Source organism: Bacillus sp. Je.9.29.b, from assembly GCF_051129925.1.
GTDB lineage: Bacteria > Bacillota > Bacilli > Bacillales > Bacillaceae > Bacillus > Bacillus safensis.
In genome coordinates, this window is the sequence record NZ_JBCPSO010000006.1 from 265,361 (window position 1) to 289,014 (window position 23,654).

Genomic DNA, 23,654 nt, shown 5'->3' on the forward strand with positions numbered 1-23,654 from the left:
CAGCCTGCTCACTGCTTTCTCTTTTTCATTTATCGTGCGGCTTTTTGTACGTTCACAAGCCCGGCACCATAATAAAAAGGTTCTCCAAGCTTTGTCGCCGTTTTTGACAATCTCTCGCGTACTTCATCGTTTGTCAGATTCGGATGTTTTGATAGAATGACAGCCGCAGCGCCCGCTACATGCGGTGATGCCATTGACGTTCCGCTCATGTAACCGTATTCGTTATGAGGAATGGTGCTCAGCGTTGAAACGCCTGGTGCTGAGACTTCGATTTCCTCGCCAACAGATGAATCAAAGGCTCTTTGCTTTTTTTGGTCAACAGAGGCAACCGCCATCACTGAGCTGTATTTAGCCGGATAGTCAATCGTATTGAGAGAGCCATAGCTTCCTTCATTCCCTGCAGAAGCCACAATGAGAATCCCTTTATCATACGCTCGATCTACCGCTTCTTTCAGCGCCTCAGATTCACTTGCTCCCCCCATACTAATATTGATGACATCCATGTCATTCTCAATGGCCCATTCAATCCCTTTTATGATCCAGCTATAGTAGCCGTCACCATTTTCATCTGCCACCTTGACAGCATAGATAGAAGCTTTTGGCGCAACACCAACGACACCTACCTTATTATCTAATGCGGCAATTGTGCCTGCCACATGCGTTCCATGTTCATGCGGATCAACAAGCGGATCAGACTCTGCCGGTACAAAGCTCACCCCGCCGGTGACATGTAAATCCTCATGTTTACCGTCGATGCCGCTGTCAAGAACGGCTACTTTGACATTCTGTCCAGCGTATCCTTGTTTATGTACCTTTTGTGCTTTGATGCTTTTGATGCCGTATGGAACAGTTTGACCGCTAGTTTTTGCTTTTTGGTCTTCTTCGATGAAGGTCACTTCTTTTGCTTCATTCAGTTTCTTTTTCGAAGTCTCATTCAATGACACTTTCATCATATCTATTTGCTCTATGGATTCTTTCACATGCCCGCCAGCTTCTTTTACAAGCTGTTTTTGTGTTTTGTCTTGAACGGAAGAAGAAAAGCCGATCATGTACTCTTTTTTTGCTTGCTCCTTTGCAGAAATATCTGACGCGCCAAACATGACCAATGCCACAAGCACACTTGCCATACAAAGCCCTGCTCCAAATGACTTGACGTTCACGATACTCACTCTCCCTTTCGTATCTTTTTGTCATTTAACTACATTTTTAGACAAAAAGAAACGACCGTTTGTCCTATTTTTTAAAATTTTTCCATTTATTTGATCTAGTTGTCACAAAAAAGCAAAATAAAAATGCTTATGATCCTCTTGATAGTGATCATAAGCATTTCGTCCTTTATGTTTCTTCATCATGTGCTGCAAGGCTTCTTGTTTTGTTTTTGTCTTCCTTTCGTGTGTGCTAAAATGCGGCATGTTTCCTCTCGACAGTTCTGGATTTCGGCTCTGCTGCCTTTGGATATGCTCTCGTTTTTTCTTTGCTTTGCTTTTTCCCATTTGGCAAAACCCCTTTCGTTGACGTTATGATACACGATGTTACATAAAAAAGATAGACGTAAAAACGTCTATCTCAAATTGTTGACAAAGGGCTAAAATGATCTTTATTTTAACCCTTTGTCTTCTATTCAGCGTGATAGAAAACCTTTGCAGTCTAGGAAGGTCGAGCACTGGAGCGGAGCGAATTTGACATTCGTGAGCACCGGCGCGCAGACCTGACAACGAATGCAAGGGTTTGTCTACACGCTGAGATAGACGTATACACGCCTATCTTTCTGTTTTCACCATATCAAGATGCGGAATCCCATCTTCATCATAAACATCTGAGACGGCCTTGAAACCAAATGATTCGTAAAATGACTTCAGGTAGGCTTGCGCCTGTATTTTGACACTTGTTTCACCTAGTTCACTAAGCTTTTCCAAAGCCTTGATGAGCAGCATCTTTCCATACCCTTTTTTCCGGCCGGCCTGCGTCACAAGAATGCGGCCGATGGACGCCTCTTTGTACATGATCCCGTTTTGGAAAATTCGGCAATAAGCCACAATCGTGCCGTTCTCTTTTGCGATGAGATGAAGCGCTTCTTGGTCCCTGTGATCAATTTCAGGGTAAGGGCATGTTTGTTCTACAACAAACACGTTGACTCTTTCCATGAGAATCAAGTAAAGATCCTCTTTTGACAATTGTTCAAATGTGTGACATGTCCATTTAATGTGACTCATGATTGATATCCACCTTACCGTACACTCCGCCTCCACCAGCGATGAGTCCGACTTCGCCCTTCCTTGCTTTGATGATGTAGCCCGCTGTCTTTTCTGGCAGAACGGCTTTTAGTTCTTGTTCTGTTGCTTGATGTAAAATATTCATCTCTGTGTGAAACACGGCTTTTAGCTTCTCCAGTGTTTTAGGTCCAACCCCCGGAATAAACTGAAGCGGAAGCTGATGAACATAAGGAGGTCTCGTTCTTTTTTCACTTTCTTGGTCAGCAAGCTCTTCTAAACGTTCACTTACTCCTTTTGTCATCCGTGTATGTCCGCATACATGGCACTCTTTTTGATCTGGTGCGTGAGGTCTAACCCCGCATTTCTCGCAGGTCGTATGATAATACTTCCCAAGCCGCGGAGCAAGTCCATAATTTCCTGTGACAGCTCTGCCATCTTTTTCTTCAAGGGCTAGCTTGAATTCGGCAAAAGAGGCATGATCCATTTTGATTTTTGTATATTCTCGCGCGATTTTCCCTAAAGAATGAGCATCTGAATTCGTTAAAAAGGGATACCGGTTCAGCTCACTCAGCTGGGACGCCATTGACGTATCACAGCTAAGACCAAGCTCAACAGCATCAATAAGGTCAGGATCAAATACTTCCGTTAAAGAAGTGTTGACCCCTTTGCCGTATAGACTTTTATGCGGTGTAAAAATATGAGCAGGAATAAACAATCCTCCTAGCTCCTTAACCTTGCGCTGAAGTGTTTTCCCATCAACATAGAGGCGCTGTGAACTCAAATGCACATTTTTCATATGAAGCGAAAGCCATGCGGAAAACTCAGACATTTTGTGTAGTGTGGGCATAAATGCCAGCACATGAATCGGTCCCTTTGAATGGTCATCATTGATTTCTAATTCACTGCCTAAAAGTAGCACTGTCTGTCCAAATGATAGACCGCCGTCATTTAGTTCCGTGTACCTGCCTTCCTCTACACCTTCTATTAATTCTTCTAGGACTTCTGGAGATTGTGCATCAATCACACCAATCATCCCCATCCCTTTACTTTCTGCTGCTTCAATAAGAATTTGGTCAATTGTCAGTGACCTTGCACCTGTAATTTTGACAGCTCTGCCTGTTCTTGTTCTGCCAATATGGATATGGATGTCTGCAAAAAATTCCTTCATTTTGTTGACTCAAGTACCTCTTGCAGTTGTAAGTACTGAATGGCATAGGCTGTTTTTGCATCATAAATATGCTGATCTTCAATGAGGTGCAAGGCTTCTTCTAATGAAACTTCCATGACTTCGACAAATTCATCTTCATCCAGCTCTCTTTTTTCTTCAAGCGGAACTAGCTGATCTGCTAGATAGATGTGAACAATTTCATCTGCAAAACCAGGTGATGTATAAAAGGCCGTTAGCTTTTGAAGCTGCTGAGTTGTATATCCTGTTTCTTCTTCTAATTCTCTTAGTGCTGTATGTGCCGGCTCTTCCCCTTTTTCTAGTTTTCCGGCCGGAATTTCAACGATGGCTCTCTCTAGTGCTTTACGGTATTGTTTGACCAAGATGATTTTATTTTCGTCTGTACGTGCAATGACGGCTACTGCACCAGGATGTTTAATGATTTCGCGTTTGCCTTGTTTTCCGTTAGGCAATTCTACATCTTCAAGAACCAAATCAATGATTTTTCCGTTGTATAATTCTTTCGACGATAATGTTTTTTCTTCAAAGTCCTTCAAATTTGTCAGCTCCTCGTTCTACTTTCACTTTTTACTTCATTTATTTTAACATAGATGATTTAAGAGAAGCGAAAAGCGAAACGCTTGCTTCAATGCGCCATTTGAAATCAACTAGCTTGAATTCCTGATTTTTTTCACTTAATGTGAAAGGATAGGAGTGTGATGGAATTGAAAAAAAGACGAATTGGCACCTCAGATCTCTTAGTGAGCGAGGCGGCACTAGGATGCATGTCTCTTGGGACGGAAAAAGAAAAAGCGCTCTCTTTATTAGATGAGGCCATTGATCTCGGAATTAACTATTTGGATACAGCCGATTTATATGATTTTGGGACAAATGAGGAAATTGTCGGGGAAGCCATTAAAAACAGACGGCAGGATTTGATTTTGGCGACAAAAGGCGGCAACCGCTTTGAAAAAGGCAAACCAGGCTGGGACTGGGATCCTTCAAAAACGTACATAAAGGAAGCAGTAAAACAAAGCCTCAAGCGGCTTCAAACAGATTATATTGATTTATATCAATTGCACGGAGGCACGATTGATGACCCCATTGATGAAACGATTGAGGCTTTTGAAGAATTAGTAGAGGAAGGCGTAATTCGCTATTATGGCATTTCATCTATCCGTCCAAATGTCATTAAAGAATATGCCAAAAAGTCCAATATCGTAAGCGTGATGATGCAATATAGTTTACTCGACCGCCGCCCAGAAGAATGGTTCTCTCTACTTGAAGAACAAAGCATTAGTGTTGTCGCAAGAGGTCCTTTAGCGAAAGGATTATTAACTGAAAAGCCACTTTCTCAAGCAAGTGCAGCGATTCAAAAAAACGGCTATCTTCAATATTCATTTGAAGAGCTTCAGCAGATCATTCCTTCTTTAAAGAAAGTCGCTTATGACCTATCACTCACTGAACTGTCCATTCAGTATATACTGAAGCATTCTGCGGTCAGTTCCGTTGTATTTGGTGCAAGCTCAGTGGATCAGTTAAAAGAAAATATAGCAGCAGCAAATGCACGTTCATTAAGTGACCAAGAAGTCAAAGCATTAACTTACTATACAAAACCATCTGTGTATGAAACGCACCGGTTCAAATAACAAAAAAGATCACATGATGTGATCTCTCAGATTGTAGAAAAACTCATGTTTTTCTACAATCTTTTTATTTTAGCGTATGTAGGATGCTAGTGTTTCTCTATTAAAAATGAGGAGGGGCTAAAAGCCCCGTTGTCCTTATCTTGCACTTTCATAATATGCATAATTTCCAGATTTGCCTTTAAGATAAAATGTAGTACCAAAGCGACTGAAACTATTTGCAAAAGAACCATTATCTGAATACATACATAGTCGATTACTTGCGCCTTTAAAAGGGGTTACAGAACAATCTACAATTGAAGTTGCCTTTGTACTCAAATCAGCATTCGTTAATTCATTTGTAGCAAGAGCTTGTCCAGAAACAGGTAAAAGCAATCCTAAAGATAAAGCGACTCCAGCCATTGTTTTTCTCAATTTCATGTGAATCATCTCCATTACCAAATTTTGTAATACACCTTCATTATAAGGAGAATGATCCTCTACCAAAAGGGTCTTAATGACCATATTTTCAATAAAAAGGAATTTAAATAATTCAATACTCACCTTTTTACTCCTATTTTAAACATAAGTTATGGGATTTCGTTTCGTTTGAGTGTAAAGATCATACTGTCACAATTCTGAAATGAAGTGATGTGAAGGGGGAAGAAGTGCTTTTCTCTTTAAGCACTTCTATGTTTCTGCTGTGGATCTATCTTAAGATGATGGTATGAAAAAAGAGAGCATCATCGCCCTCTTTTTTAGCTTTTATACTTTCTCCAGTCTAAATGGCTTTCATCTAGCAGCTCTGAAAAACTTTTGTTTTTTTCTTTTTCTTTCTGCTGCCGAAGGAGGTCTTGTCGTTTTTGTTCTTCTCTTTTTTCTGTCTCGACGGCAAGGTTCTGCTTCATTTGAAGAAGCTGCTGTTTGACATCATCGTTTATGCCATCCTTTAATTTCGCTTGATCTTGTTTGGTCTTTTTCATTGTGCCTCTCTCCTTTTGACTTAGTGTATCACCCGTTTTATTTTCTGAGCAAGAGGCACGCCAATCTCCCAAGATGTGGTATGATCGTCATAGAAAAAACTCCGGAAAGGAAGAATCGGCTAGATGAAGAAATGGATCGCTATATTTGCCTTCATATTATGTCCACTCGCTGCAATCGGCATTTTTTTCACCAATAAAATGATGTATATTCGAAAATTAACGGATGAAGAGCTCATCAAACGAGAATCAGATGGAGGCCATTATCATCATGAGGAATTTCAACAGCTTAAAAAAGAGAAAGTGTGTATTCCTTCAGCATTTGGTTATGATCTCCATGGCTATTTTGTGCCGTATCCACATACAACACGCACAATCGTCCTTTGCCACGGTGTTACAGTCAGTTTGATTAACTCCGTTAAGTATATGAAATTATTCCAAAAGCTCGGATGGAATGTGATGCTTTATGATCATAGAAGACATGGAATGAGCGGCGGGAAAACCACAAGTTATGGATATTATGAAAAAGAAGATCTAGCAAAGATCGTAAAGTGGCTCAGACAAAAACTCGGAGAAAGTGCCATCATTGGGATACACGGAGAATCAATGGGTGCAGTCACGACCTTGTTATATGCTGCAAAGCCGGAAGCAAACGCCAATTTTTACATAGCAGACTGCCCTTTTGCTTCTTTTGAGGATCAGCTTCTTTATCGATTAAAAACAGACTTTCGCCTTTCAGGAGAGTGGATTCTTCCACTAAGTGATCAAGTGTTAAAATGGCGGGATGGATACCGCATCCGGCAAGTTTCCCCTCTTGATGTGATCGACCAGGTGAAAGAACCTGTACTTTTTATTCATAGCCGCCATGACGACTATATCCCCTGTGAGCAAAGTCAGCAGTTATATGCACGAAAAAAGGGTGACAAACAGTTATTTATTGCGCCACACGGTGCGCATGCAATGTCTTTTAGCGAAAATAAGGAAGCTTATGAGCAAGAAATTCAAGCATTTCTTCAAAGATTTGAATTGAATGAAAATAAAAGAGGAGAATGAACAGCAGTTCGTCCCCTCTTTTTGAGCTAACTTATGCGATAGTCACCACTGTTGTATGGTGTCTGCCCGCAAGCTCCATATGGCTCTCTTCCGATTGCTGCTGACTCATGACCGATAATCCTGCAGTTGCTGCCAATAAAAGAACTATCAAACTCGTTTTCATATAAATGACCCCCATTTTGGATTTTTGATATGGCTTGAATTTTCCTTTCGTAAAACCGGGTAGATACTTCAAACAGTCCAAGCTCATTGTAATAATGAGCCGCATCAAGTGCCAATTCCTCAATATCTGGGTATAAGCGCTTGTCCTCGAGCAGGTCTAATGTATCGTCTATGATTGTTATGTCTGCATCAACATATAATGCTTTTAAGAACTGAAATTTGCAGATGTAAATTTCATCTTCTAATTCACAGGCCTTCATAATACCTTGTTGATAGAGGGTTAACGACTCTTCTATTTGTTTTTGTTTAAACAGGATTTGTGTCAGCATAAATAGTGGGTCTAGAGAGCGATTAAGATGGGTTAAATTCTCCTTTTCAAACACTTCAATAGAGTCTCTCAGATAACGGCTTGCTTCCGCAAGATCGTTCATTTGATAATAACAGTTACCTAAGTTGAAAAGGGCCGAACCTATGACTCGAGGGTTTCCAATTGAGCGTGCTCGCTTTAGAGCATTTTTAAAGTAGGGCAATGCATGTTCATAGCATTTCAAATCATCATAGTTTGCACCAATGACAAATTCACAGTGGATGATTCTCAGCGTGTACGTTCTGTAGGCAGAGTACGTATCTAACGCTTGCAAGGCATAGTGCATCGAAAAGTGGGTTTGTTTCATGTGGTAGTAAATTTCTGCTAATTTAAAGTAAAATTCTGCTCTTTCTATATCATCTGATATGAGATTGAGCTTTTTTTCTGCTGAGCGGTAATAAGCAATGGCACTTAAATAGTTTCTCTGTTCAAATTCAAACATTCCTGTGAAAAAATGAACATAGTATTCAAGCATATCCGTTAATTTCGTTTGTGAATGTTCAATCGTTTCTAGCAAATTCTTAATCTCTTCATCATTCGAGGCTTTCTTTGCCGGTTCAAAATATTCAAGCATCACCTTGTGGCGAAAATCCATCAGCTGGTAAAACAATAACAAGTTTTGATCCTGCTCCATCTCCAGGATTTCCTGCTCGATCTCCGCCTTCAGCTTCTCTGCTTTCATCACATGAAATCCGCAAATCTGCCTATACCATTCGTTTATTTTGATTCCAACCTGAGGCGATGACAGCTTGAGCTTCAATTCACTTTAGCACCTCCCTTCTCATATACGATACATGTTGTATTCTATCACATTTCCTCGAATGGAAGAAATATGAAATGTCATTTTTCGCAAAGTTTTCGGTATCCCGCAATTAACGCTGCAAATGCCTATTTTTCGGCATTTACAGCCATTATTTTTTTATTTCTAGCTTGCTCATTTTGTCGAATTGTTTGTTGAAAAACGGCTTTTTCCGTTCCCAAAAGATCATTTTCCGGATTAGACAGCCATGCGGTTTGATGAGATGATGAACGCACGAAAAAAACCCTTCCGAAAAAGGGCTTTTATAATACATCTGTTACTTGGTCCATATTCTCTTTGATCCAATTGACAGCTAATTCGAGCGTTGGAAATTCTTCTGTTTCAAATGTGACTTCATCTTGAAGAAGCCAAACGTCCTTTTTCACCGAATCCATTCCACCTATTGACCAGTGCAAAAGGCTATAGGGATGATTGTTATTTAAAAACGACACCCATGTTTTATTTTGTGCCGTATTTTGTATCACTTTTAGCTTTTGATCCACTACATTTCCACCTTACTTTACAAGTATACCCATTCTCGGGCTGAGTATTTGTTGAGGACTTTTCAACATGAGTGTGTTGGCTTTTTCGTTAAAATCAATCGTCATTTCCTCGTCAAAAAAGACCTTTTGTGCTGTGTGTATGTACAGCTTAAAGAGCTGATTATGCTTGAGTTCTTCCCATTCGCCTGTTCTTTCACCTGTGAGCCAAATCATTGGGACACCGCTTACCGCACAGCCGCACCCATCTGAATCATATCGAAGGAGCAGTTCTTTTGTTTCATGCCCTGCTTGTTGTTTTGTAAGGAACGCTGCTGCTGGTTCTGTTATATGAATATACATGCCGAACATCCTTTTTTCGTTGATTGTTACATTGTAACATATCAGTCATCAATTAAACATGTTCACGCCCTGTCAGCTCTTATGTCTGATCATTTGCCTTTAGCTGGTCTGACCAATTGTACGCTTCTTGTTCAATTTCTTTAATGAGCTCATCTTTTCCTTTGATATAATTTGCCATATCTTCAGGATAGGTTTTTGCCAATTGACGCTTTTTATCTGCATAGGCTTTGGCACGATCAGGTGCAGCTTTTAAATAATCTCGGAACACCAAATGCCTTTTTACATCATCATGTCCGGCTTCATAGGCGTGAACGTGATGTGTTCGGTTCAAGCCGCCTTTTCTAAAAAAACGTCTTCCCTTGAGTCCATTTTCTCCGAGCGGTTCATATCCAAGCTGGCGAAACAGGTGGTTATACTCATCTAAGGTGCTGATATGCTTCACCTCTAGCAAGATATCAATAATTGGCTTAGCCGCCATTCCTATGACTGACGTACTGCCAATATGGTGGCCATATACCCAGTTGTCGCCAACTATCTTTTTCAGCTTGTTGTGCTCATCTTGAAATTGTTTTGGCCAGCTCGATTGGTATTCAATCACTTCCACCTTTCGAAGCATCAAACGTTCCATCTTTGTTAACATCAGATTGTTTTCCACCTGCAAACGGTCCTTCTGTTTAAACCCTAGTTTTTCATAAAGCTTGATTGCTGGTGTATTTGCCTCTGCTGTTGTGAGCTCGATTGTTTTTTGATGCTGGATAATGGATTGCAGGAGCGCTGTCCCGATTCCTTGATTGACATGATGTGGGTGCACAGCTAACCGGCTGAGGATGATCCGATCGTCATGCAGTTCATATGAAGCGATCCCTAACAAATGCCCCTCTTTTTCAAATCCTATGAAAATCTCATCTGTTTCTATTATGTCTTGAACCGTTTCTTTTAAGGGCGGTAAATCTTGATAGCCAATTTGTTCTGCCTCCCGCTGATATGCGGCTAATTGTATATGTAACAGCTCTTTTGCTATTTCTTTATTTTTTTGATCCAGTCTGATGATCATGCGTTCGCCTCCAGCCTTTTCACAAATAGTACCCGGTCTTCATGAATGCCGTCGTAATCTGAAAAAACTGAAATGCCATCCACTGTTTTATCTCCCTTTTCTATCTGAAAACCGAGCTTTGTATGGTAAGCAATCGAGACTTTATTGACAGGAGCTGTAACGGCCTTAATCGTTGTTCTTCCTTCCTTTTCAGCCGCTTCATAAAACGCTTGATAGAGAATTTTGCCAATCTTTAATTTCCGGTGGTCTGGATGTACCCCAACAAAGTGAATATACGCTTCATCTGAATGCGATTGCGATAAAAAACCGACTAAAAAGCCAATCAGTTCACCTTTTTCAACAACGACAAAACTTGTTTGCTGAAAATGTTCGAAAAATAGCTTTGGCAATTTCGCGCGTAAATCTCTGCCTCCCCACCAGCTTTGAATGACGGATGTGACCGCATAAAAATCTGACGGCTTTACTTGACGTATCATGATGGCCTCGCCCCTTTTTATTTTTAGCTGTACCGTTTCACAAAAATCAACTGTTTCAATAGTCTACCTGTCTGATCAATTGTTTGTAAAGGTGATGTATCAGCCTTTTTTCCCTTCAGCTTTGTTGGTTCTTCGTTCTTTCGCTGTCATCTCCTTTAAAATCTTCACACTTATTTCAAAAAGTTCACTTTTTGTGCGAAAGTTTTATTCTTTTGTTATGTTAAGATGGATCATATAGGAAATGGAACAAACGTTTATTGGAGATGATGATATTGGTTTGGATTGTTACTTCACTTGTTGTGTTTAGTCTTTTAAAGCTGCTTGTCACTTCGCTGCCTTCGGGTGTTGTTGAACGCCTTTTTAGTCGTTATGCGGTGCATGCAAAAGTAACAAGTGATCAAACAACGATGACGTTTCAAGGACGTCCACTCGATGATCAGCAAACATCCGAAATTATTCAACATTTTAATGATGCGATCTTTATTGAACGCTATTATATTTATCCTGGTGACGAAGAGCGTTTTCTTCATCCGCAGGAAGGGCCGGCGCCGCTTACCATGCAAACAAAGCTTGGCAAGCATGATGTAACCCTTTATCTGTATCATTACGATGACCACGTGGATGTGGTGCGGCAGTTTACCCATAAGCCTAAGAAAAAACTAACGGCCTATCGTTTGCGTTCTGAGCCGCTCCAAACATCCAACAACTTGGCACATGCTTAAAACGACTCATTTTCCCCAGATGAGACGAAGTGGAGACACTTCGTCTTTTTTGTATGGATTTACACTCTTCTCTTTGAATGATTTACCAGTATCAATTTCACCTTCGGGCGGTTAAAATGTATACAGAACATACGTTCTAAGAGGTGAAAATCATGAATGAACGAGCCATTCTGCTTGTGGATATGCAGTCGTTTTATGCGTCAGTCGAAAAAGTGGAGGCTCCCCATTTGAAGGATGTGCCGCTCATCGTCTCAGGAGATCCCGAGCGACGGAGCGGGGTCGTACTTGCGGCCTGCCCGCTCGCTAAAAAACGGGGCGTACAAAATGCATCAAGATTATGGGAAGCACAGGAGAAATGCCCTGAAGCCGTCGTCGTACGTCCACGTATGCAGCGCTACCTTGATGTCTCTGTCATGATGACAGAACTGCTTGAACAATACACGGATCTTGTCGAACCCTATTCAATTGATGAACAGTTTCTCGATATTACGGGAAGTGTGACACTACTCGGTTCGCCCCGCGAGATCGCTCAAAATATACAAACGACCATTATGAACCAGACAGGCATTTACGCACGTGTTGGCATTGGTCCTAATAAAGTGCTCGCTAAAATGGCCTGTGATCATTTTGCTAAAAAAAACAAATCTGGCATCTATGAACTTCGTGCAGACCGGGTTGCGGATGATTTATGGCCGCTTCCGATTGGAAAATTATTTGGTGTCGGCAAACGGATGGAGCATCATTTAAAACGAATGGGCATCAGTACCATCGGGACACTTGCTGCTTATCCGTTAGACCGGCTAAAAAAACGCTGGGGAATCAACGGGGAGCTTCTGCAGCGAACAGCTTTAGGACACGATCCCTCCCCGGTCACTCTTCACACACATGATCAGCAAAAAGCGGTTGGGCATCATATGACCCTTCCCCATGATTATGCGTCTTTTGAGGACATCAAAGTCGCCATTCTTGAATTGAGTGAAGAAGTGGCAAGACGTGCGCGCTTTAAGCATTATGTTGGACAAACGGTGGCTGTTGGCATAAGAGGCGCTGATTTTTCTCATCCGACTGGATTTCATAGACAAATCAAGCTCCATTCACCCACACAGTACGGGAGAGATATTGCAGACGCAGCCATTCAGCTATGCCAGCAGCACTGGGACGGCGAGCCCATTCGCAGTGTAGGCATTACTCTCTCGCAGCTGCAGCCTGACAGCCACTATCAGCTGAGTTTATTTGATCACCATTTCAAAAAAGACAGACTCAGCAAAGTATTTGATGCGATCCATATGAAGTATGGACCTGCTGCACTCTTGCACGCCTCGTCACTAACAAGCGCAGGGCAGGCGTATCACCGCGCCGAAAAAATTGGTGGACATTACAAATAACGGAGGCGAACAGCCATGAATCCCAATAAATTAACACCTGGATACAACATCATGTGGGAATCAAGCCGAATGATGCTCCCAGAGCACCGTGAACAGCTGCTTGCTCAAAAACGAAAGAAAAAAGAATACACGCCTCCTTCGCTGAGCACTGATCAGCTAGAGGAAATGAATTTTTTGATCACACAGTCGATTACAGAGGACCAAGCGATTTGCGTGACATATGCTGCAGCAGGTATGAAACAGCAGTTTTGGGGCTGGGTGAAAGCCATTCATTATGAAACCCGGCGCATAAAAATCGTCAATGATGAAGATGTTCTCCACCTGTCCTTGCAGCAAATTGTCGCGATTGATCTTGATTAAATTGTCTTTAAGTGACCATACGAATCAGAAGATCTAAAAGACATAGAAGCATCGGCAGAAAAAACATGCTCTCCAAATTTGCGAGCTATTCTGGCCTCCTCTGTCATATGGCGGATGTCTCCTCCATCAAATTGTGTATTTAATTTGCACAATTTTTCATGTATGATTGGAACATCTTAACACTCAGGGGAGAAACATCATGAAAAATAATTTACGTACTTTACATCCACTTAGTTGGACGATCATCATCGGCACCATATTCGGCCGAATGGCGACGTCCATGAGCATTCCTTTTTTGGCCGTTTATTTGACACAAGTCAAAGGGGCTTCAGCTTCTTCAGCTGGGTTAATCATTGCCGTCAGCTCCCTTATTGGGATCGTGGCGAGTTTTTACGGCGGCTATGTTTCTGACCGAATCGGCAGGAAAAAGGTCATGCTTCTATCCATCTTCGGCTGGACACTTGTCTTTGTTGGCTTTGCGTTTGCAGATGCCATTTGGGTCTTCTTTCTCATGAACGCTTTAAATGGACTGTGCCGGGCACTGTTTGAACCGACGTCTAAGGCACTCTTATCTGATGTCACCCCATCAAGTATTCGGTTGTTTGTTTTTAATTTACGGTATACGGCCATTAATATCGGGGTGATCTTCGGCCCGCTGCTTGGCTTATATCTAGGATCATCGAAAACAACATTTCCATTTCTTGTCGCTGCCTTCATTTATTTGTTATATGGATTAACACTGGCCTGGCAATTTCAGAAGCATCCAGTTGCTGCTCCAGAAAGTACGAAACAAATCAGCGTCAAAAAAGCCCTTTCCATTATCCAAAAAGATACGGTCTTTAGCATCATCCTCATCGGCGTTACCTTATGTTCGTTCGGGTATTCGCATTTAAGCTCAACGCTGCCTCAATACTTATCAGCGTCACCTATGATTGAGGATGGTCCTAAACTGTTTGGATATCTTTTATCTTTAAATGCAGTGGTTGTCATTGTCGTACAATATCCGCTCATCATGATTGCGAAGCGCTACTCCACCATTTTGTCGCTGACCACCGGGAATATTCTTCTTGCCGGCAGTTTGTTTGCCATTGCTTTTTCACAAAGTCTCGGCATGCTTGCTTTCATCATTGTCGTGTTTACGATTGGGGAGGTTCTGCTGTTTGCGATGATGGATCTTTTTGTAGACAATATTGCAAAGCCTGAAGTGAAGGGATCGTACTTTGGGGCGATGGGATTTTCTCAGCTCGGCAGTGTCATCGGACCATTTGTCGGCGGACTGTGCATTGACTATTTTGGCGCAGCCCATCCCCTCTCCATTTTTACGGTCTTGTCAATGATCACCATCGCAGGCGTTCCATTCTTACTCATTGGATATTACCGTCTAAAAAAGCGATCGGCAGCAGCCATAGCTGTTAAAGTAAGTGGAGATCATTAAAAAAACCGCTCTCTCGTTTGAGCGGTTTTTCATTTATACCCGGCGGATGGCGATCTCTTCCACCTTGTGCTGATCCCCTTTTTTCAAAATGAGATCAGCTCGATATTTTGTCGGTAAAATATTTTGATATAAATTAGGGCGGTTCACGGTATTCCAAATGGTGCTTGCCATTTGATCTGCCTCTTCATCCGTCAAATCTTTATATTGATGAAAGAAGGATTCAGGGTCTTGGAAGGCTGTTTCCCTTAGCAAACGAAATCGTTCTTTATACCATGATTGAATTTGCGTTTCAGCGGCGTCTACATAAATCGAAAAATCAAAGAAATCTGATACAAACACACGTGGTTCATCCTTCAAATCATCCAGCGCTGGTGATTGGAGTACATTGATTCCTTCAATAATGACAATATCCGCATCCTCTACTGTTTCATACACCCCTTCAAGCCGGTCATAGGTCAGATGCGAATATACCGGGGCATGCACAGTTTGTTTACCTGATTTTAATTCATTCAAAAAAGACAGCAGGGCTTTGACATCATAGCTTTCCGGGAAGCCTTTCTTTTCCATCAGCCCTCGATCCTTTAATTCTTTTTGAGGATATAAAAAGCCATCTGTTGTTACAAGACTTACCTTCAGCCCATCTCCAAGCCTCGATAAAAGCGTTTCAATGATACGAGCCGTTGTGCTTTTCCCGACAGCTACACTTCCAGCAATCCCAATTAAAAAAGGAATCTTGGCATGATGTGGGTAGTTTAAAAAGGCATTCACATGCTGGTTTTTTTGTTTTTCTGCAAAGACATGTAATGTCAGAAAACGAATAAGCGGTATGTAAATATCTCGAACTTCTTCAAGCGATAAATAGTCATTTAACCCTTGCAGCGCTCTCGCTTCTTCTTCAGAAACAGATACCGGCATATATTCTCCAAGAGCTGCCCAGGCCTCTCTCGTATGGCGCGTGTATAGCGTATTAAAATCTAGTCGCGTGTCACTCAAAGTCTTTCCCACCAATCTTCACTAAACTCGTAACCCAAAAAAGACGATAATCCGATTGTAGCTTAAAATGAAGGCGCTGTCTTTATTTTTCAACGAAAGTTTGCTTGTTTTGCAAAAAAAAGCATTAAAAAAAGGAATATGAGGGTAAATAAGAGTATTCAGTACGATAGATAGAAGGGAGCACACTAAATGAAATATGTGATGATTGGCGGAGACGCAGCTGGAATGAGCTGCGCTATGCAAATATATAGAGAGGATCCAGATGCATACATTGTTGCTTTTGAAAAAGGAGAGATTTTCTCATATGGACAGTGCGGACTCCCCTACTTGATCGGCGGTCTCATTGATGATCACAGAAAGCTGATCGCACGCAGTGCTGAAACCTTTCGTGAGAAATATGGAATTGACGCCAGATGCTTACACGAAGTGACCTCCATTGACCCAGAGCAGAAAACAGTGTCGGGTCATCATACGAAAACAAAGGAACCCTTTACAGAAAGCTACGACCGCCTCTTAATTGCGACAGGAGCAAGCCCTGTCACTCTGAATTTAGACAGCCAGCCATTAGAAGGCGTACACGTATTAAAAACCATCCCGCATGCGCTGTCCATTTTAGAACATTTAGAAAAGGACATCACACATGTCACGATCATTGGAGGTGGATATATCGGCCTTGAAATGGCTGAAAATTTAAAAGCGCTCGGAAAAAACGTACATATCATTCAGCGGGGAGCAGCACTCGGCCCGGGCTTTGACTCCGATATGGCAAAACACCTTAAAGAAGAGGCTGACGCCAAGGGCATTCACGTATCGCTCGGAGAAACGGTACAGCAATTAGAAGGCAAGTCACATGTCACAGCTGTTATCACAGACAAACAAACCATTCAAACAGATATGGTCATCATGGCCATCGGTATCACTCCGCAAACCTCCTTTTTACATCATACCGGAATCAAGCGTCTTCAAAATGGCGCTATTGCAGTAAATCAATACATGCAAACCAATATAAAAGACATTTATGCTGCCGGTGATTGCGCAGCAACCTATCACCGCATCAAAAAATCATTGGATTATATTCCGCTCGGCACAACGGCGAATAAACAAGGGAGAATCGCAGGCTTTCATATGACAGGGACAAACCGGGCGTTTCAAGGCGTGACTGGAACAGCCGTCATGAAATTTATGGACGTGACAGCGGGACGAACAGGCTTATCAGAAAAAGAAGCAAAAGAGGCGGACATTCCTTTCTCCGTCATCACCATTGATAGTACAGATCACGCGAAGTATTACCCAGAAGCGCAGAAAATGAAAGTGAAACTGATTTACAGAAGCGATAACCATACCTTGCTTGGTGCCCAAATCATCGGCAGAAACGGTGTAGATAAACGGATCGATATCGTGGCGGCTGCCCTTTACCAAGAGCTGACCATAACAGATCTTGAAGATTTAGATATTAGCTATGCACCGCCTTTTAACAGTGTATGGGACCCGCTTCAGCAAGCGGCAAGACGGATATAGAAAGTGTCACAATGAAGCCTTACCTCAAAAAAAGAAACCAGTTCAAAACCGGTTTCTTTTTTGTTACTTTTTCATCATCGCTTTTCGTGCTGCTTTTTCAAATAAAAATGGGAATAACTGATACAATTTGCTGCCAGCGTTCATCCAGCCGGGCAGATTAATCTCTCTCTTTTTCGTCATCATGGCAGATACGACCTTCCCTGCCACCTTGTCCGCACTCAGCATCATAAAATCAACGTTCTTCACATATTCACCGCTGCGGTCAGCGATGGTAAAAAAGTCTGTAGCAATCGGTCCTGGGTTGACCGTCGTCACGTGAATGCCTGAGTCTGCCAGCTCCATTCTGAGGCTGTTTGAAAATCCAAGAACGGCATGCTTTGATGCGGAATAAATCGCTGATTTGGGTGTCGCAATCTTTCCTGCCTGGGATGCGATATTGATAATATGTCCCTGCCCTCTTTGTTTCATCTCAGGGATGACCTTTTTCGTGCAGGCGATTAAGCCAAACACATTCACCTCAAACATCGACACCATTTCCTCTATGGAGGCATCTTCGACGAGATCGAATACGCCAAAGCCGGCATTGTTGACCAAAATATCGACCGGCCCCACTTCTTCATACGCGCGATCAATGTCGTCAAGCTTGCTGACATCAAGCTGAGCGATGTGACACACCCCGCCAGCGCTCATAATTTTTTCTTTCACACCAGTAAGCTTTTCCACTCGTCTTGCTGAAATAATGACCTCTGCACCTTCTTCTGCTGCCAAGTACGCCATTTTTTCACCAATGCCCCCAGATGCGCCTGTAATCCAAATCCTTTTTCCTGTCAATCGCCCCATGCGTTTCACTCCTTAGTTTGCTCTGTAATAGACAATTCCGTCTTTTTGCACTTCTTCAATTTGCCCAGCCTCTAAGAGCACATCCAGCTGCCCCACTGTCTCTGACATCGTTAAAAACAAGGCCTCTTCATACATCACTGGAAATAGCTTGCGGCAAAGATGAAAGGCCGTCATTTCTTTTTGTTTAAGCAGCTGATACATCGTATTTGCCCGTTTCTCTTGTTTCTTAAATCTTTCTTCAATCAATTCATGGTGGGACGTGATGAGCTGACCGTGTCCTGGATAAATCGTCTTGATTGGCAGACGCAATAACCGATTGAGTGATGCTTTATATTGAAGCAGTGATTTTTGACGTTCCTCGCCCTCATACGGTGCTTCCATTAACGGATTTGAAGAAATGGTCGTCAAAAGCAGGTCGCCGCCAATAAAATTCCCCGTTCTTTCATCTAAAAAGGAAAGATGAGACTGTGCGTGTCCGGGTGTTTCCATCACAAAGAAGTGTTCATGCCCGCTTAAACGATCACCTTCTTTTATGATCTCATCTACATGTGAAGTACAAGAATATGTATAAGATTGCTTCACCATTTTTTCACACTCATTTTGCCGAAGCGGGACACCTAACTGCTGAAAAAAAGGAATCATAAAGTCCACTTGGCGCTGCTTAAACACTGGATCCTGACTAATATACGGCTCATTTAGCTGGTGTCCGATCACACGGACATGAGGTTTCATCAGATTTAACAGACCGACATGATCTGCATGATGATGGGTCAGCACCACTTGATCAATATCGTCTATCGATAAACGATGTTCCTTTAATTGCGTGACAAAGGCATGCTCTGCCTCTTCTGTCATCGGACCGCAATCTACTAAGGTGACGGCCTCTCCTTTTAAAACATATGCATGCACATCCCCAACGGCAAACGGCGTCGGGATGGATAATTGAATGATGTTTTCTTTCACTTTTATACGTCATCTCCTGCTTTTTGACTCATGATTGTGGGACTTAAGCCTTCTTACTTCATTGTATCTTGCAAAAGGCAGACTGTCATGCGGTTTAGATGGGCAATTTTTTAAACTGCCCTATTGACATAAACTTGTCCATCGTTGCATAATGAACAACAAATATATGATGCGCGATGATAAGGATTAGTAAGCAAAATAACGATGCAAGAGAGTGAGGTCCGCCGGCTGAAAGACTTCACCATCCTCTTATTTGCTGAACCTGCCCTTTGAGCTGTTAGGCAAACCTAAACGTTTCCCGCGTTAAGGGACTAGAGCTGAGTATGCATGTTTGCATGCTAATTGAGGGTGGTACCGCGAAAAACCTTTCGTCCTTTTCAGGCGAGAGGTTTTTTTATTTTCTACAAGGAGGAGCAGCTTATGAGTAAAATTGGATTTATCGGTGCAGGCTCAATGGCAGAGTCTATGATCAAAGGTTTATTAAAAAGCGGAATGATGTCGAATGAAGATATCATTGTTACAAACAAAACGAATGAAAAACGATTAGAAGAATTACAGGTACGTTATGGGGTCAAAACGGATTTCGCTCGGTCCTTTATTTATGAAGAAGCGGATATTCTCGTTTTTGCCTTAAAACCGAAGGATGCAGAAAGCGGAATTTCTGAAGTCCAGCCTCATTTACATGGACAGCTGATCATTTCTATTTTAGCTGGTATTTCCATTGAAACGATTCAACACTATGCTGGCGGAAAGACAGCAGTCGTTCGTGCGATGCCAAATACATCAGCGGCGATTCAGCAGTCAGCAACAGGTATTGCCGTAAGTCATGAAGTGACAGAGGAGCAAAAGAAAAAAGCCGTCGAGCTGTTTGAAACAATCGGGCATGTCACAGTATTAGATGAATCGCAGCTAAATGCTGTGACAGCCATCGCAGGCAGCGGCCCAGCCTTCATTTATCAATTGATTGAAGGAATGGAGCGAGGTGCTTCAGAACTTGGAATGGACCAAGCAACTGCGAAATTACTCATTTGCCAAATGATTGCGGGCGCCGCTAATATGCTTCAAGACAGCGGAAAAGAGCCTGCCGAACTGCGCAAGGAAATCACAAGTGAAGGCGGAACAACAGAAGCCGGCCTAAACACACTGGCTGCCTATCAATTTGAAGAGGCCGTTGTCGATTGTGTCAAAACAGCCACTAAACGCGCAGCAGAATTAAACGAAATGTTTTCAGCAAGCACGTATAAATGAAATTGAAAAGCACCTGTTTTGATGACAGGTGCTTTTTCACATATGACCCTCTATTTTTTCTCGCTGGCCACTGGGTGTGAATTGCGTGATTCACACTTCGGTTCTTTCTGTTCTTTACTAGAAATGGCTTGTTCTAATAAAGAATCACGTGCCTGATAAAAATTCACATCAACTAATAATTCTTGATGCTTCACTTTAGCACCTCCTCATGTAGATGATTCACTCATTGACATGATGGCTTTGATTTGATCCAGATGATGTTGTTCATGTAAAGCGATAGTTTCAGCTAATATTTGGACGGTCATCACTCCTTCTTCCGGATGCAGGCCTGATTGTGCCCAAATATCTTTTTCTAATAGCCGAAGCGTGTTGTTTCTTCTCTCTTTCATCCGTTTGATCAATGCTTTGATATCGTCAGCGTTATACCATTCATACGCTCTTTCTTTCACGTATATTTCAGGATCATACGATTGAAAGGGCGTGTGATCATCTGATATCGCTTGCTCTATCCGCTCTGACCAGACTTCTTCTGTGTCATACAAATGCCCGGCGAGCTGCTTAATTGACCACTTCCCCTCCCCCAAAGATTGATCCAGTGTGTAATCATCACAAGCCTTCACTATCTTCTCTAGTTCACTCATACTTTCCTGAAGCGATGTGATGATGTCTGTTTTTGTTAATTTCCCAGTTTCCATTACGCAATCAACGTCTCCTTTACAGTGAATGCATTTCTACTTTTGATTTATCTTGATGCTTTCCTTTTAGTAGCAGTAAGCTGTTCATCAAACCTGCTACTATCACAAGCCCTGCCATCCCTATAGCGATGACATGTATAGGAATCAAATCTCCGATAAATGCCATGAGGATAAACCCACTAATATAAAATATGCGTGATAATGCAAGACCTGCTGAAAACACACGGGCTCTTAAATGACTGCTTGCATATGTCATAATATTAGTAGAATACAAAACTTCGATTGGGCTATATAATAGATTGGCTAATAAAACAACAATCAAAAATCCAATAAAAGTCGTTTGTTGATACGACAATGCATGTAATATCGCAAGCAATATAACCGCTAATGTAGACCACCTTTTATAAAATTGAAAGGAGAATTTCACTTTTTTGAAGTACGCTGCAAGTGTAAGTCCACCGATAATTTGCCCTAGTCCACTAATTGTATGACCAAGCCCCAAGCCAAAATTCCCTTCTCTTGCCACTTCTAAAATATACAGACTAAATAAAACATAAACGATGCTTAAAGCAAACTCTCTTGACATCAATATCCATATGGCGCTTTGAATTTTGGGTGATCCCTTGATTTCTTTAATTCCTTCTTTAAAACTTTGAACATATGACACATACTCTTTTTTTTCAGACGCTTCTTTCGCTTTAATTGGAATTAACAGCATAGCTGATAATAAAAATGTCAGCGCATCTACTAAATAAATTGTGGAAATTGACCAAATTTCTGTCACCAACCCGCCTAATCCTGTCGCAATGAGCATCGATGCGCTAAAAGATGTGGCCAGTATACTATTCCCCTTAGAAAGCTGCTCCTTATCAAGGATTTCAGGTATCATAGATGAACGAGCAGGCAGATATATACCAGAGAAAGCACCATTTAACGCTAATAATAAATAAAGGATAAACGGTGTAACATTCATTGTGACAACTAAAACAAACCCCAGTCCAATGATAAAGCGTGCCACATCTGCGAATATCACAACTTTTTTGTAAGAAAACTTATCTATAATTGGGCTCAAAAGCATAGATGTTAAAATGAGAGGGAGCATGGAACAAATAAATAGAATGCTTAGATGGGTCGCTTTCCCAGTAAGCTCATAAATTAAACCAATCGTCGCTATCGTTCTAAACCAATCTCCAAAAGCAGATAAGTTTTGCCCAATAAAGAAACAGACAAAATTTTGATCTTTGAAAAGAGATGTCGTTTCTTTCTTTGAAACCATTAGAGGAGCACCTCAGTCGACTCGTACCAGCCTAACTCTTTTTGCATAAACTCCACGGCTTGATCATAATTTTCTCTCTCTTTTTCTGGTATAAGATCAACTAAGATCGCCGGATACCATGGCTTCGCTTCTTCTTTGATTACAAAATATTGCTCCGCTTCTTCAACTACTCCTTTCATTATGAGCAGTTGTAGTTTACGATAGATTTCCTCACGCTTTGGCATTCGATTGAGATATGTTTTTTCTATTTTCATTGTTTTAGGGAAGAAGACGAGTCTTCTATCAAAAGCATGATATTCTCTAGATTTAACAATAGGTAATTCTTGATTCGTCAGGCTTTCGATATACTTTTGCGTATTTCCTTCATTTGACCATATCATGCCTTGCATGTAGGAGATCGCTCCTGTTCCCAAACCAATATATTGATCTTCATATCCCCCGTAAATCACTTCGCCATATTGAAAACGTTTATTCTGATGCTCTGGAGCCATAAACGTATACACATAATTTTGATGCCAGCCATTCTTTTTTAAATGACGATATAATGTATCACTAAACTCAAATTTTTCTTTAGGATTTGGCGGCATTGGCACCTTGCCTTTGTTAATTTTTGATAACCATCCCTTCGAACAAGCAATATATTCTAGTGGATACGTATCAATACTTGTGCTTCCTAATGACATCACTCCATTTATGTCCTCTATCATCTCTTCTTTCGTTTGTCCAGGCAGCTGATAAAGCAAATCAATGTTATAAGATTGGAAATGACGTTTCATTAAGTCCACAGTCTGAGAGATTTGATCAAAACTAGCCGTTAAGTTGAACATTTTCCGATAGTGTTCATTTAATGTTTGGACACCAAAGCTCCCTCTGTTGGCTCCACCTTCAGCCATAGCAGCCACTCTTTCTGGTGTAGCTGTTTTTGCTTCACATTCAAATGTCCATTCATAATCAGCAGATAATGAGAAATTTTCTTTTATAGCGGTCGAAAGTCGATAGATTAGTTCTGGGGGCATTATGGAAGGAGTACCTCCACCAACGAACACCACATCAAACGTCATTTTTTGGATATTAGGGGATTGGGATAAGATACGCATCTCATTGATTAAAGCATCTATATACTTTCCGATAATGGGCTCATATTTCGTAGATTTAATAAAAGGACAAAACGAACAGATCGTATCGCAGAAAGGGATATGTAAATATAAAGCGTTTTTCCCTTTTTGAAATGTTCGTTCTTTCTGAATGAATTCTGTCACACGAGATTGTGCTCCTTCTTGGCTCGCTTGGCCAAAAAAAGGATAAAGAAAATTCCATAAAGACGGATGCTCATCATAATAACTTTTCATATTTGACAATTCTCTCACCCAACTCTCGTCTATTTTTATCCCACATACAAATTCACAGAGAAGCTAAAAAAATCACTTCTCTGCGAAACACTCTTTTCAGTAAGTATTGATTCTATTCATTAGATTGCAATCCA

The 23,654-nt window shown here is 41.5% G+C and carries 28 protein-coding genes and 1 other annotated feature; of the genes, 8 read left to right on the forward strand and 20 right to left on the reverse strand.

The genetic code is table 11. The annotated features are described in order from the left end of the window. Nucleotides 1–29: 29 nt before the first annotated feature. From AAZR19_RS14340 to AAZR19_RS14360, 5 genes are all read right to left on the reverse strand, one after another. Nucleotides 30–1,160 carry a S8 family peptidase gene (locus tag AAZR19_RS14340; RefSeq protein ID WP_080769557.1) on the reverse strand — a complete coding sequence of 377 codons (1,131 nt, stop codon included), beginning with the start codon at nt 1,158–1,160 and terminating at the stop codon, nt 30–32. 111 nt (nt 1,161–1,271) lie between these two features. Beyond that, nucleotides 1,272–1,493, reverse strand: a complete 222-nt coding sequence (locus AAZR19_RS14345; RefSeq protein WP_034280349.1) for a hypothetical protein — start codon at nt 1,491–1,493, stop codon at nt 1,272–1,274. Between the two features lie 267 nt (nt 1,494–1,760). Next, nucleotides 1,761–2,213 (reverse strand): GNAT family N-acetyltransferase, encoded by a 453-nt coding sequence (locus AAZR19_RS14350; RefSeq protein ID WP_041109686.1) that lies wholly within the window; start codon nt 2,211–2,213, stop codon nt 1,761–1,763. Then, entirely contained in the window at nt 2,200–3,381 is a 1,182-nt protein-coding gene (locus AAZR19_RS14355) for a TIGR00375 family protein (protein WP_041109688.1), read from the reverse strand. The genes AAZR19_RS14350 and AAZR19_RS14355 overlap by 14 nt, the downstream gene beginning before the upstream one ends. Then, a complete protein-coding gene (locus AAZR19_RS14360) occupies nt 3,378–3,935 on the reverse strand; it encodes an NUDIX hydrolase (RefSeq protein ID WP_039179704.1) in 558 nt (185 codons plus the stop codon). The genes AAZR19_RS14355 and AAZR19_RS14360 overlap by 4 nt, the downstream gene beginning before the upstream one ends. Before the next feature lie 168 nt (nt 3,936–4,103). Between AAZR19_RS14360 and AAZR19_RS14365 the strand changes: the two genes are divergently transcribed. Beyond that, nucleotides 4,104–5,027: an aldo/keto reductase gene (locus AAZR19_RS14365; RefSeq protein WP_041109803.1), complete on the forward strand. Its 924-nt coding sequence runs from the start codon at nt 4,104–4,106 to the stop codon at nt 5,025–5,027. A 135-nt stretch (nt 5,028–5,162) separates the two neighbouring features. Here the strand turns inward: AAZR19_RS14365 and AAZR19_RS14370 are convergent, their stop codons facing one another. Then, on the reverse strand, nt 5,163–5,567 hold the full coding sequence (locus tag AAZR19_RS14370) for an antimicrobial peptide LCI (RefSeq protein ID WP_241770518.1): 405 nt from the start codon (nt 5,565–5,567) through the stop codon (nt 5,163–5,165). Nucleotides 5,568–5,761: 194 nt separating this feature from the next. Then, nucleotides 5,762–5,986: a YqkE family protein gene (locus tag AAZR19_RS14375; protein WP_024422881.1), complete on the reverse strand. Its 225-nt coding sequence runs from the start codon at nt 5,984–5,986 to the stop codon at nt 5,762–5,764. Nucleotides 5,987–6,109: 123 nt separating this feature from the next. Here AAZR19_RS14375 and AAZR19_RS14380 point away from each other — a divergent pair, with 123 nt between their 5' ends. Beyond that, nucleotides 6,110–7,036, forward strand: a complete 927-nt coding sequence (locus AAZR19_RS14380) for an alpha/beta hydrolase (protein ID WP_025093023.1) — start codon at nt 6,110–6,112, stop codon at nt 7,034–7,036. Between the two features lie 26 nt (nt 7,037–7,062). Here the strand turns inward: AAZR19_RS14380 and AAZR19_RS14385 are convergent, their stop codons facing one another. From AAZR19_RS14385 to AAZR19_RS14410, 6 genes are all read right to left on the reverse strand, one after another. Beyond that, nucleotides 7,063–8,325, reverse strand: coding sequence for a tetratricopeptide repeat protein (locus AAZR19_RS14385; protein ID WP_041109690.1), 1,263 nt, complete (start codon nt 8,323–8,325; stop codon nt 7,063–7,065). 128 nt (nt 8,326–8,453) lie between these two features. Next, on the reverse strand, nt 8,454–8,600 hold the full coding sequence (locus tag AAZR19_RS14390; RefSeq protein ID WP_170871309.1) for a hypothetical protein: 147 nt from the start codon (nt 8,598–8,600) through the stop codon (nt 8,454–8,456). A 27-nt stretch (nt 8,601–8,627) separates the two neighbouring features. After that, nucleotides 8,628–8,867 (reverse strand): YqkC family protein, encoded by a 240-nt coding sequence (locus AAZR19_RS14395; protein ID WP_024422884.1) that lies wholly within the window; start codon nt 8,865–8,867, stop codon nt 8,628–8,630. Nucleotides 8,868–8,879: 12 nt separating this feature from the next. Beyond that, a complete protein-coding gene (locus AAZR19_RS14400; protein WP_024428050.1) occupies nt 8,880–9,206 on the reverse strand; it encodes an iron-sulfur cluster biosynthesis family protein in 327 nt (108 codons plus the stop codon). A 79-nt stretch (nt 9,207–9,285) separates the two neighbouring features. Next, nucleotides 9,286–10,260 carry a GNAT family N-acetyltransferase gene (locus tag AAZR19_RS14405; RefSeq protein WP_041109692.1) on the reverse strand — a complete coding sequence of 325 codons (975 nt, stop codon included), beginning with the start codon at nt 10,258–10,260 and terminating at the stop codon, nt 9,286–9,288. Next, a complete protein-coding gene (locus tag AAZR19_RS14410) occupies nt 10,257–10,736 on the reverse strand; it encodes a GNAT family N-acetyltransferase (protein WP_041109694.1) in 480 nt (159 codons plus the stop codon). The genes AAZR19_RS14405 and AAZR19_RS14410 overlap by 4 nt, the downstream gene beginning before the upstream one ends. Before the next feature lie 272 nt (nt 10,737–11,008). Here AAZR19_RS14410 and AAZR19_RS14415 point away from each other — a divergent pair, with 272 nt between their 5' ends. From AAZR19_RS14415 to AAZR19_RS14430, 4 genes are all read left to right on the forward strand, one after another. Next, the gene (locus tag AAZR19_RS14415) at nt 11,009–11,458 is read left to right on the forward strand and encodes a YfmQ family protein (protein WP_024422888.1); all 450 of its coding nucleotides are present in this window, start codon (nt 11,009–11,011) and stop codon (nt 11,456–11,458) included. A 152-nt stretch (nt 11,459–11,610) separates the two neighbouring features. Further along, entirely contained in the window at nt 11,611–12,843 is a 1,233-nt protein-coding gene (locus AAZR19_RS14420) for a DNA polymerase IV (RefSeq protein WP_041109696.1), read from the forward strand. Nucleotides 12,844–12,858: 15 nt separating this feature from the next. After that, nucleotides 12,859–13,203: a YolD-like family protein gene (locus tag AAZR19_RS14425; protein ID WP_041109698.1), complete on the forward strand. Its 345-nt coding sequence runs from the start codon at nt 12,859–12,861 to the stop codon at nt 13,201–13,203. Between the two features lie 199 nt (nt 13,204–13,402). Further along, on the forward strand, nt 13,403–14,638 hold the full coding sequence (locus AAZR19_RS14430; protein ID WP_024428045.1) for an MDR family MFS transporter: 1,236 nt from the start codon (nt 13,403–13,405) through the stop codon (nt 14,636–14,638). Between the two features lie 33 nt (nt 14,639–14,671). Here AAZR19_RS14430 and coaA read toward each other — a convergent pair whose 3' ends face one another. Then, on the reverse strand, nt 14,672–15,631 hold the full coding sequence (coaA, locus tag AAZR19_RS14435; protein ID WP_024428044.1) for a type I pantothenate kinase: 960 nt from the start codon (nt 15,629–15,631) through the stop codon (nt 14,672–14,674). A 189-nt stretch (nt 15,632–15,820) separates the two neighbouring features. On the opposite strand from coaA, the gene AAZR19_RS14440 reads away from it, so the two are divergent. Then, nucleotides 15,821–17,149, forward strand: a complete 1,329-nt coding sequence (locus tag AAZR19_RS14440; protein ID WP_041109700.1) for a CoA-disulfide reductase — start codon at nt 15,821–15,823, stop codon at nt 17,147–17,149. Nucleotides 17,150–17,212: 63 nt separating this feature from the next. Here AAZR19_RS14440 and AAZR19_RS14445 read toward each other — a convergent pair whose 3' ends face one another. Together AAZR19_RS14445 and AAZR19_RS14450 are read right to left on the reverse strand one after the other, a co-directional pair. After that, nucleotides 17,213–17,989 carry an SDR family NAD(P)-dependent oxidoreductase gene (locus AAZR19_RS14445; protein WP_076840994.1) on the reverse strand — a complete coding sequence of 259 codons (777 nt, stop codon included), beginning with the start codon at nt 17,987–17,989 and terminating at the stop codon, nt 17,213–17,215. A 12-nt stretch (nt 17,990–18,001) separates the two neighbouring features. Beyond that, a complete protein-coding gene (locus AAZR19_RS14450) occupies nt 18,002–18,952 on the reverse strand; it encodes an MBL fold metallo-hydrolase (protein WP_163115369.1) in 951 nt (316 codons plus the stop codon). A gap of 167 nt (nt 18,953–19,119) precedes the next feature. After that, nucleotides 19,120–19,331: a binding site (T-box leader), on the forward strand. Between the two features lie 41 nt (nt 19,332–19,372). Between AAZR19_RS14450 and proC the strand changes: the two genes are divergently transcribed. Continuing rightward, the gene (gene proC, locus AAZR19_RS14455; RefSeq protein WP_076840992.1) at nt 19,373–20,200 is read left to right on the forward strand and encodes a pyrroline-5-carboxylate reductase; all 828 of its coding nucleotides are present in this window, start codon (nt 19,373–19,375) and stop codon (nt 20,198–20,200) included. A 50-nt stretch (nt 20,201–20,250) separates the two neighbouring features. Here proC and AAZR19_RS14460 read toward each other — a convergent pair whose 3' ends face one another. The 4 genes from AAZR19_RS14460 to AAZR19_RS14475 are packed head-to-tail and all read right to left on the reverse strand — an operon-like array spanning nt 20,251 to nt 23,520. Next, on the reverse strand, nt 20,251–20,394 hold the full coding sequence (locus AAZR19_RS14460; protein WP_155267113.1) for a hypothetical protein: 144 nt from the start codon (nt 20,392–20,394) through the stop codon (nt 20,251–20,253). Nucleotides 20,395–20,406: 12 nt separating this feature from the next. Next, nucleotides 20,407–20,895 (reverse strand): DinB family protein, encoded by a 489-nt coding sequence (locus AAZR19_RS14465; protein ID WP_041109709.1) that lies wholly within the window; start codon nt 20,893–20,895, stop codon nt 20,407–20,409. Between the two features lie 19 nt (nt 20,896–20,914). After that, nucleotides 20,915–22,171, reverse strand: coding sequence for an MFS transporter (locus tag AAZR19_RS14470; RefSeq protein ID WP_041109711.1), 1,257 nt, complete (start codon nt 22,169–22,171; stop codon nt 20,915–20,917). Beyond that, a complete protein-coding gene (locus AAZR19_RS14475; protein ID WP_041109713.1) occupies nt 22,171–23,520 on the reverse strand; it encodes a coproporphyrinogen-III oxidase family protein in 1,350 nt (449 codons plus the stop codon). The genes AAZR19_RS14470 and AAZR19_RS14475 overlap by 1 nt, the downstream gene beginning before the upstream one ends. Nucleotides 23,521–23,654 lie beyond the last annotated feature (134 nt).